Annotated in this window: 7 protein-coding genes; 2 read left to right on the top strand and 5 right to left on the bottom strand. The window is 71.9% G+C overall.

Going from position 1 to position 8,634, the window contains the following annotated elements:
* Positions 1-149: 149 nt before the first annotated feature.
* On the bottom strand, positions 150-1,061 hold the full coding sequence (locus tag UO65_RS07615) for a proline iminopeptidase-family hydrolase (protein ID WP_035280032.1): 912 nt from the start codon (positions 1,059-1,061) through the stop codon (positions 150-152).
* Positions 1,062-1,241: 180 nt separating this feature from the next.
* Between UO65_RS07615 and UO65_RS07610 the strand changes: the two genes are divergently transcribed.
* On the top strand, positions 1,242-1,712 hold the full coding sequence (locus UO65_RS07610; RefSeq protein ID WP_035280031.1) for an acyl-CoA thioesterase: 471 nt from the start codon (positions 1,242-1,244) through the stop codon (positions 1,710-1,712).
* Between the two features lie 64 nt (positions 1,713-1,776).
* Here UO65_RS07610 and UO65_RS07605 read toward each other — a convergent pair whose 3' ends face one another.
* From UO65_RS07605 to UO65_RS07595, 3 genes are all read right to left on the bottom strand, one after another.
* Complete coding sequence (locus UO65_RS07605) at positions 1,777-2,508, bottom strand: SDR family NAD(P)-dependent oxidoreductase (RefSeq protein ID WP_035280030.1); 732 nt, start codon at positions 2,506-2,508, stop codon at positions 1,777-1,779.
* 78 nt (positions 2,509-2,586) lie between these two features.
* The gene (locus UO65_RS07600; RefSeq protein ID WP_052020877.1) at positions 2,587-4,071 is read right to left on the bottom strand and encodes a DHA2 family efflux MFS transporter permease subunit; all 1,485 of its coding nucleotides are present in this window, start codon (positions 4,069-4,071) and stop codon (positions 2,587-2,589) included.
* Between the two features lie 49 nt (positions 4,072-4,120).
* Complete coding sequence (locus UO65_RS07595) at positions 4,121-5,203, bottom strand: diiron oxygenase (RefSeq protein WP_200873329.1); 1,083 nt, start codon at positions 5,201-5,203, stop codon at positions 4,121-4,123.
* A gap of 309 nt (positions 5,204-5,512) precedes the next feature.
* Here UO65_RS07595 and UO65_RS07590 point away from each other — a divergent pair, with 309 nt between their 5' ends.
* Entirely contained in the window at positions 5,513-8,476 is a 2,964-nt protein-coding gene (locus UO65_RS07590) for a helix-turn-helix transcriptional regulator (RefSeq protein WP_084175380.1), read from the top strand.
* Here the strand turns inward: UO65_RS07590 and UO65_RS37945 are convergent.
* A partial coding sequence (locus tag UO65_RS37945) for a hypothetical protein (protein ID WP_233427473.1) occupies positions 8,452-8,634 on the bottom strand: 183 nt, incomplete at its 5' end. The two genes, UO65_RS07590 and UO65_RS37945, sit on opposite strands and share 25 nt — an antisense overlap.

Below are 8,634 nucleotides of genomic sequence, written 5' to 3'. Positions count from 1 at the left end.
GGGCACGCCCAACAAACGACCGGGCCCTTGAACCACAGCCACGACTGAGCAAGAGCCCACCCCGGGCACGCCCACAAAACGACCGGGCCCTTGAACCACAGCCACGGCCAAACAAACTCCAGTATGGACAGAAAGCCCATCCGGAGGAATCAGCCAGAACCAGGGTCGTGCTGGGAGAAGAAGGCGTCGACGACCGCGCGGAAGCGGTCGGGTTCCTCGACGTGCGCCATGTGGCTGGAGTTCTCGAAGACCTCCCACCGGGCCCCGGGAATCCCTTCGTGCAGAGGCGCGACGGCGCGCGGGGTGACCTCGTCATGGCGCCCGGAGGCGAGCAGGACCGGCGCGACCACCCGGGGCAGGCGGGAGCGGATGTCCCAGTCCCGCAGCGAGCCGGTCAGGCTGAACTCGCTGGGCCCCATCATCGCGTTGTAGACCGTGGACTCCTCCCCCAGGGCCGCGAGCGTCGCCATGACCTCGTCCGGAACCGGTTTGGCGCGGCAGACGTGCTCGCGGTAGAAGGCGCGGACGGCGACCTTGTAGTCCGGGGAGTCGGTGGTGCCCGCCGCCTCGTGGTGCTCGATCGCCGACCGGATCTCCGCCGGGAGGTTGCGCACCAAGCCGCCCACCTCGTCGATGTACTGCCGGGCCGAGGCGAACGCGCCGACCGCGACCACCGACAGCAGGCCCGCAGGCCGGGCGACCGCGTGCTCCAGGGCCAGCATCCCGCCCCAGGAGTGCCCCAGGACGTGGTACCCGGTGCCGAACCCCAGGTGCGAGACCAGGGCGGCGAGCTCGTCGAGGAACAGTTCCGGCCGCCAGAACACCTCCGGCGCACCGGGGAGGCGGCCGGAGCGGCCGCTGCCGAACTGGTCGTAGAAGACGCACACGCGGTCCAGGGCGGCCAGCGACAGCAGGTAGTCGTGGGTCATGCCGGGGCCGCCGTGGCAGACGATGACGGGGGCGCGGCCGGGGACGGGGGTTCCCACGGTGCGGTACCAGGTCCGCAAGCCCTGCCGGTGCAGGGTTCCCTCCGCGGTGGGGCGGGTTTCGGCGGTGCTCATGTCACCCCTCGCTGTCGTCGCTGTTCCGCCATGCAAGCCCCCGTTGCTGACCGATCGCTGACGGCTCGGAGGGCCTTTCGGCTGGTAGCATCCGACGTGCGCTGAAATCCGGGCGCAGGACCGGAGACCGTTGCCGGGGAACGGATTCCCCGCGACGAATCCCCCCGAGGAAGGACCGTCATGGCCGCTCCCGCACAGACCCCGGCGACCGCCGTCGAGTACGGGCACGTCGAACCGCTGTGGACGCACTTCGACGACCTGGACCTGATGGGGATGGTGCACAACACCCGGTACCCGGTGCTGGTCGAGCGGGCGCTGACCGGGCACTGGACCCGGCAGGGGTTCGACTTCGTCAACGGCGTCTACAGCAAGCCGGACGTGGTGATCGTGGTGGCGGAGTTCTCGATCTCCTACCGGGCGCCGATCCGGGGCACCAACCCGATCGGGGTGCACCTGTGGGTGGAGAAGGTGGGGCAGTCCAGCGCCACCTACGGGTTCCGGGTCCTCTCCGCCGACGGCGCGACCGTGCACGCCGAGGGGCGGCGGGTCCACATCAGACTGGACCAGGCCACGCACCGCCCGACGCCGTGGACCGACGAGGCCCGCGCGGTGCTCGACGCGCTCGCCAAGCCGCAGGAGACCTCCGCCTGACACGCGACAACCGCCCGGGTGCGACCACTGGTCGCACCCGGGCGGTGTCGTCAGTACCCCTGTCTCACCAGGGGATCGTGCCCGTCTCGGTGAGGAACCGGCGGTCGGGCAGGGTGGCGGCGTCGGCCGTGGCGTACCGGACGATCACCGCCGCCCCCTCCTCGACCGACTTGGGGCCGGTGAAGTTGTTCAGGTCCGTGGCGACGAACCCGGGTGAGACCGCGTACACGGTCACCCCGGACTCGGCCAGGGCACCGGCGTAGAACACCGACGCCATGTTCATCGCCGCCTTGGACGCGCAGTAGGGCAGCAGGTCCGGGCGCTGGGCGGCGCCGGTGGCCACCCGCTCGAAGGTGGCCAGCGAGCTGGTCACGTTGATCACCCGGCCGGACGCCTTGCGCAGCGCCGGGAGCAGCGCCTGCGTCACCGCGAACACCCCGGTGAAGTTGGTGTCCAGCACCGAGGTGAGGTCCTCGACCGTCAGCTCGTCGAGGGTGCGGGCCGTGCCGCGCGGGATGCCGGTGACCCCGGCGTTGTTGACCAGCAGGTCCAGGCCGCCGTGGTGCTCGGCCACGTGCTCGCCGACGGCGCGGACGCTGTCGGCGTCGGTGACGTCGAGCCGGAGGAACCGGACGTCGCCGTCGATCCCCGCCGCCGCGGCCTCGCCCAGGGCGGGGTCGCGGGCGGTGAGGAGCACCGTGTGGCCCAGTGCGGCGAGCTGGCGCGCGGTCTCGTGGCCGAGGCCCTTGTTGGCGCCGGTCACCAGGGCGACCTTGGCGGGGGCGGTGTCGGTCATCGGTTCACTCCGGGTCGATCGTCGACGGGCTGGCTGCGGGGTGGTCGGGCTGCGGGGTGATCATCCCGCAGCGGCGGTTCACTCCGCGGCGGCGGGTTCCTTGGCCCCGGCCGAGTCCGCCTTCGGTGCCGCGGCGGGCGTGGCCGGGGTGGCGGCCGGGGCGGGGGCGGCGGGCGGCGGGAAGCGCAGCCAGAACAGCGCGATCAGGAACGAGATCGCCACCAGCACGGTGCACGCCAGGTAAACCGCCGAGTACGCGTCGACGCCCAGGGAGCCGTCCGCGGCCGTCTTCGACTGCAGGATCACCGCGCACATCGCGATGCCCAGCGCGCCACCGAACTGCCGGGCGGTGGTGTTGAGGCCGCTGGAGGAGGCGAAGCGGGTCGGCGGGGCCGACATCGCCGCCGACTGCGAGGTGCCCAGCGTCGCCGAACCCATGGCGAAGCCGACCAGGAAGCCACCGGGCAGCCACAGCGCGAGGAAGGCCGCGCTGTCGGTCAGGCCGAAGCTGAACCAGATGCCGCAGGCCAGGAACGCGCCCAGGCCCAGCAGGGTGACCATCCGCGGGCCGCCGATCTTCGGGGCGACCTTGCCCATCCGCAGCGCGGCGATCGAGGCGACGATCGCGCCCGGCGTCATCGCCAGGCCCGCCTGCAGCGGCGAGTACTGCCACACGTCGATGATGTAGAGCACGCCGACGAGCAGCCACGGGTACTGGGCCATGCCGTAGAACAGCGACGTCGCGTTGGTGGCGACGAAGGTCTTGTTGCCCCACAGCGCGGTCTCCAGCGCGGGGACCGGGTGCGAGCGGGAGCGCAGGACCACGAAGGCGAGCACGAGCACGCCGCCCACCAGGCAGGCCAGGGTCTTGGCGTCGGTCCAGCCCCAGGTGCCGCCCTCGGTGACGCCCATGGTGAGGGCGCCGACGCCCAGCGCCAGCAGCAGCGTGCCCAGCGGGTCGGGCAGCGCGCCGCGGCTGCTCTTGTCCTGCGGCGCGAGCAGCCGCAGGGTGGCGATCACCAGCAGGACGCCGAACGGCAGGTTGATGTAGAACACCGAGCGCCAGCCGAACAGGTCGACCAGCACCCCGCCGACGGTCGGGCCGACGGCCGCGGCCAGCGCGGACGCCGCGCTCCACAGGCCGATCGACTGCGCCCGCTTGTCCGCCGGTCCGTCGAGCAGCAGGATCGTCAGCGACGCCGGGATCATCGCCGCCGCGCCCGCGCCCTGCACGAGCCGGGCGACGATGAGGAACGGCAGGTTCGGCGCCACCGCGCAGGCCAGCGAGGCCACGGTGAACAGGCCGACCCCGCCCGCGAACAGGGCGCGGCGGCCCAGCACGTCGGCGAGGCGGCCGGAGGGGGCCAGCAGCGCGGCGAACATGACCGCGTAGGCGCTGATCACCCACGACATCGAGCTGACCGAGACGGTGGGGAACGCCCGTTGCAGGTCGGGGATCGCGAGGTTGGCCACGGTCGAGTCGAGCATCGACAGGAACGCGCCGCCCGACGCGGTCAGCAGGATCGCGCGGGTCCGGCCCGCGCCCTTGGTTGCCTCAGTCATCCTTCACTCCTGGTTGCCCGTGCCCGGCGGCTCGGGGTGGTGGTTGCGCTCACTCTTCGGTGGCGGCGTAGTCGATGACCTTGTCGACCTGCTGGATGCGGGCCAGGTCGAGGTCGCCCGCGATCTGCTCGTCCTGCGCGATCAGCGCGTCGAGGTCGTGGTGCTCGTAGCCGATGATCCCCATCTCGGCGAACGCGTGGCGCATCTTGTCGCCGAAGAGGCCGAGGTCGTTGAGGGTCGGGACGATGCGGGAGAACAGGTGGCTGCGGAACGCCTTGAAGTGCTGGGAGCCGCGCATGTAGTCGATGCACTCGTCGGCGTCGATGTCGAGGTTGCGCCAGACCTCCTCGCCGACGAACCGCTCCTGCATCTGGTAGCAGGCCTCGATGCAGAACTCCTCGCGCTCGTCGCGCTCGGCCTGGGTGAGCTGCGGGTAGTACTCGCGCAGGGTCAGCCGCCCGAACGCCACGTGCCGGGCCTCGTCCTGCATGACGTAGGTGTTGAGCGCCTGGGCCAGCGGCTCGGAGGCGTTGTCGCGGATCAGGCCGAACGCGGCCAGCGCCAGGCCCTCGATCAGCACCTGCATGCCCAGGTAGGTCATGTCCCACCGGGAGTCGGAGATGACGTCGTTGAGCAGCGCCTTGAGGCTGGGGTTGATCGGGTAGGCGAGCTGGAGCTTCTCCCGCAGGTAGCGCGAGTAGACCTCCATGTGCCGGGCCTCGTCCATCACCTGGGTGGCCGCGTAGAACTTCGCGTCCAGGCCGGGGACGGTGTGCACGATCTTCGACGAGCAGATCAGCGCGCCCTGCTCACCGTGCAGGAACTGGGAGAACTGCCAGGCCGCCAGGTGGTGGCGGACCATCCCCTTGTCCTTGTCGCCCAGGGAGTCCCACACCCGGGAGCCGTAGATGGCGATGGTCTGCTCCGGCACGCCCATGGGGTTGTTGCAGTCGACCTCGATCGACCAGTCGAGCCGCTCGGCCGCGTCCCACTGCTTCTGCTTGCCCTTCTCGTAGAGGCTCAGCAGGCGATCGCGGCCCTCGTCGTACTCCCAGTCGAAGACCGTGGTGCCGCCGCCGGGGATCTGCCACTGGGTCTGGTCGACGGGTAACGCGTACATCCGGGTGCTCACGGATTCCTCCAGGAATGGGGTCGCGGCCCGTGGTCTGCCACGTCACCGGGCACCGGGCTCTACCGGGGCAAGTCTGTGCGAGGCACCCCCCTGGAGGCAGTGGGGATAACCCTGGGGTCCCCCAGGGGTGTGCGCGGCCGGGCTTGTTTTCCCGGTCCTCCTAACATCCGATGTGATCGGAACAGGTGCCCATTTCCTGGAGCCTGTCGCATACTGGTGGGGCAGACATCCGCCGAGACCCGCAGGGCCGCGCCGACGGGGGGTGTTCGTGGGTCCAAAGGCCGCAGTCCATTGGATGGGGGATAAAGCTTGAGCACGCTTGATGACCTTGGCGTTCCCGGGTTGGAACGACCGGGCGGAACAAGGTTTGCCGAAGGCGCAAAACGGAGAAAATGGGCAGACCACCTTGTCGGCCGGGAACACGAACTGGGCATCATCGCCCGCTCACTGGACAACCTGTCCAACGGCGCCGCGGGCAGCCAACTGATCGAACTGACCGGGGACGCGGGGATCGGCAAGACCGCCCTGTTGGGTGAACTGGTCAGCGTGGCCCGCGCCCGGCACGCGGTGGTGCTGTCGGGCAGGCCGGAACGGGGTTCCTCCTACAGCGTCTGGGCCGACGCCTTCGACGACCAGCACCGGCTCGTCGGCGACGTCGTCCGTAGCTGGACGCCCGCCGAGCGCGCCGAGCTCGGCTGGCTGTTCCCCAGCCTGGCCACCCGCGAGGACGCGTTGCTCGGCATCCCATTACCCGGGCCCGCACCGGTGGGCCACCGCCTGGTGCGGGAACTGCTGGAGCGCCTGGCCGTCTCGGCGCTCGTGGTGGTGCTCGACGACATGCACACCGCCGACCCGGCGTCGCTGGACCTGCTGGGCAGCCTGCTGCGCCGCCCGCCGAACGCCTCGGTCATGTTCGCGGTGGGCTACCGCGACCGGCAGGCGGGCACCCGGCTGCGCGAGGCCATCGCGGGCCGGTCCCGCCAGGTGACGCTCACCGCGACCCGCCTGGCGCCGCTCACCGAGGCCGACACCGCCCGGATGCTGTCCGGGCAGGGCACCGCGAGCTGGCGCAGGCAACTGCACCTGGAGAGCGAGGGCAACCCCTCCTACCTCAAGGCGCTCTCCGCCGAGCGCACGCCGTTCCCGGGTGGGGGCCCGGGGTCGGGGGCGCCGCACGACATCCGGGCGGGCGACTGCCCGGTCTTCTTCGACGAGCTCGACGGGCTGACCCCGGCCGCGCGCACGGTCGTGGAGGCCGCGGCGGTGCTCGGCGACGTGTTCGACACGACGCTGGTGGCCAGGATGCTGGAGCAGCCGGAGGCGGCGGTGCTGGCCTCCATCGGCGAGCTGATCCGCCAGGACCTGGTGCGCCCGGTGGTCTCCGGCCAGTACTTCGCCCTGCGCCACCCGGTCGTGGCTCGGGTCATCCGGGAGAACGCCGAGCTGAGCACCCGCATCGAGCTGCACCGCACCGCCGACGCGGCGCTGCGGACCAGGGACGCCTCCCCCGCGACCCGGGCGCCGCACGTCGAGCAGTGGGCGCGCTACGGCGACCTGGACGCGGTCGAGGTGCTGGAGAACGCCGCGGCCTCGGTCATGTCCACCGACCCGGTGCGCGCCGCGACCTGGCTCAAGACCGCCCTGCGGGTGCTGCCGCAGATCCCGGACCTGCAATCGCGGCGGGCGGAGATGCTGGTGCGCCTGGCCAAGGCCCGGGGCACCTCCGGCTACCTGCGCGAGTGCCGCGACACCATGCACGAGGCGCTGCGCCACCTGCCCGCCGAACCCCGGGTCGCGCACGCCAAGGCGGTCGCGTTCACCGCGATGGTGCAGCGGCTGCTCGGCGCGCACGCCGAGACCGAGGCCATGATCCGGGCCGAGATCGAGGCCCTGGACCGCCCGGACAGCTCCGCCTGCGCGCAGCTCACGTTCGAACTCGCCTGCAACGAGCTGAGCAAGGGCGACCCCGACCGCTGCCAGGAACTCGCCGCGGCCGCCCTCGACGTCGCCGTGCGGCACGGGCTCGCCCCGATGCAGGCCTCCTGCCTGGGGCTCAGCGCGATGGCCAAGGCCACCGCGGGCGACATCGAGGGGGCCCGCGCCTGCCTGCGCGGCGCCACCACCCTGCTCGACGCCATGCTCGACAACGACTTCGCCCACAGCCTCACCGCGGTGGTGTGGATCGGGTGGAGCGAGGTCGTCCTGGAGCAGTGGGACGACGCCCTGCGCCACTTCGACAAGGCCGTCGAGGTCGCGGGCCGCAGCAAGAGCTGGCTGGTCCTGCCGCACCTGCTGGTCGGCTACGTGTTCGTGCTGCGCAACCGCGGCCGCCTGCGCGAGGCCCGCACGGCCGCCGAGCACGCGGTGCACCTGGCCGAGAAGTCCCGCAGCCCGGAGCAGATGACCAGCGCCCACTCCATGCTGGCCTGGATCGACGCCACCCTCGGCGAGACCGACCAGGCCCTGCACAGCGGCATCGTGGCCACCGACAACAACCGCGAACCCGCCAGCGGGTGGTGCGGCACCCTCGCGCTGCGGATGCTCGCCGAGGTGCGGCTGATGACCCGCAACCGCGAGGAGTGCATGGCCCTGGTGACCTCGGCGGGCGGCCCCGGCCTGGTCGCCGCGGACGTCTGCTCCCGGGTCGCCTGGTACGAGCTGCTGACCAGGGCCGAACTGCTCACCGGCCGCACCGAGGCGGCCGCGGTCTGGGCCGGGCACGCCGCCAAGGCCGCCACCGCGCTGGACCAGCCGGGCCGCAACGCCCTGGCCGTGCTCGCCCAGGCCCAGGTCGACCTGGCCCGCAGGCCCGAGACCGCCGTCCCCGCCGCCGAACGCGCGGTGCGCGGCCTGGAGGACGCGGGGATGGTCGTCGACGGCCTGCGCGCCCGCGTCGTCCTCGGCACCGCCCTGTGGCACCAGGGCCGCCACGACGACGGGATGCGCGAGCTCAAGACGGCGGAGATGACGTTCACCCAGATGGGCGCGCAGAGCCTGGCCCGCGTCGCGCGGACCGAACGCCGTCGACTGGCGGCGCGGTCGGCGACCGTGCGGGGGCCGCGGTCGGAGAGCGCGTCCGGGGCGACCACGCTGACCGGCCGGGAGCGGGAAGTGGCGGAGCTGGTGGGCGAGGGGATGACCAACCGGCTGATCGCCCGGCGGCTGCACATCGCGGAGAAGACGGTGGAGATGCACCTGTCCAACGTGTTCGCCAAGATCGGGGTGAGCAGCCGCTCCGGGGTGGCGGCCTACATGATCCGGAACACGGCGTAGGTCTTGGCGTTCGAGTGCCCCGGTGCGCGGTGCGCACCGGGGCACTCGAAGTCGGGGATGTGGTGGGTGTGCCCGGGTTTTTGTGGGTGTGCCGGGTTTTCGTGGGGGTGCCCGGCTGGGTGGATGTGCTTGGCCGGGGCCCCTACGGCGATCATGTG

It is taken from the genome of Actinokineospora spheciospongiae (assembly GCF_000564855.1).
Lineage (GTDB): Bacteria > Actinomycetota > Actinomycetes > Mycobacteriales > Pseudonocardiaceae > Actinokineospora > Actinokineospora spheciospongiae.
This window is presented reverse-complemented; position numbering and strand designations above follow the sequence as displayed.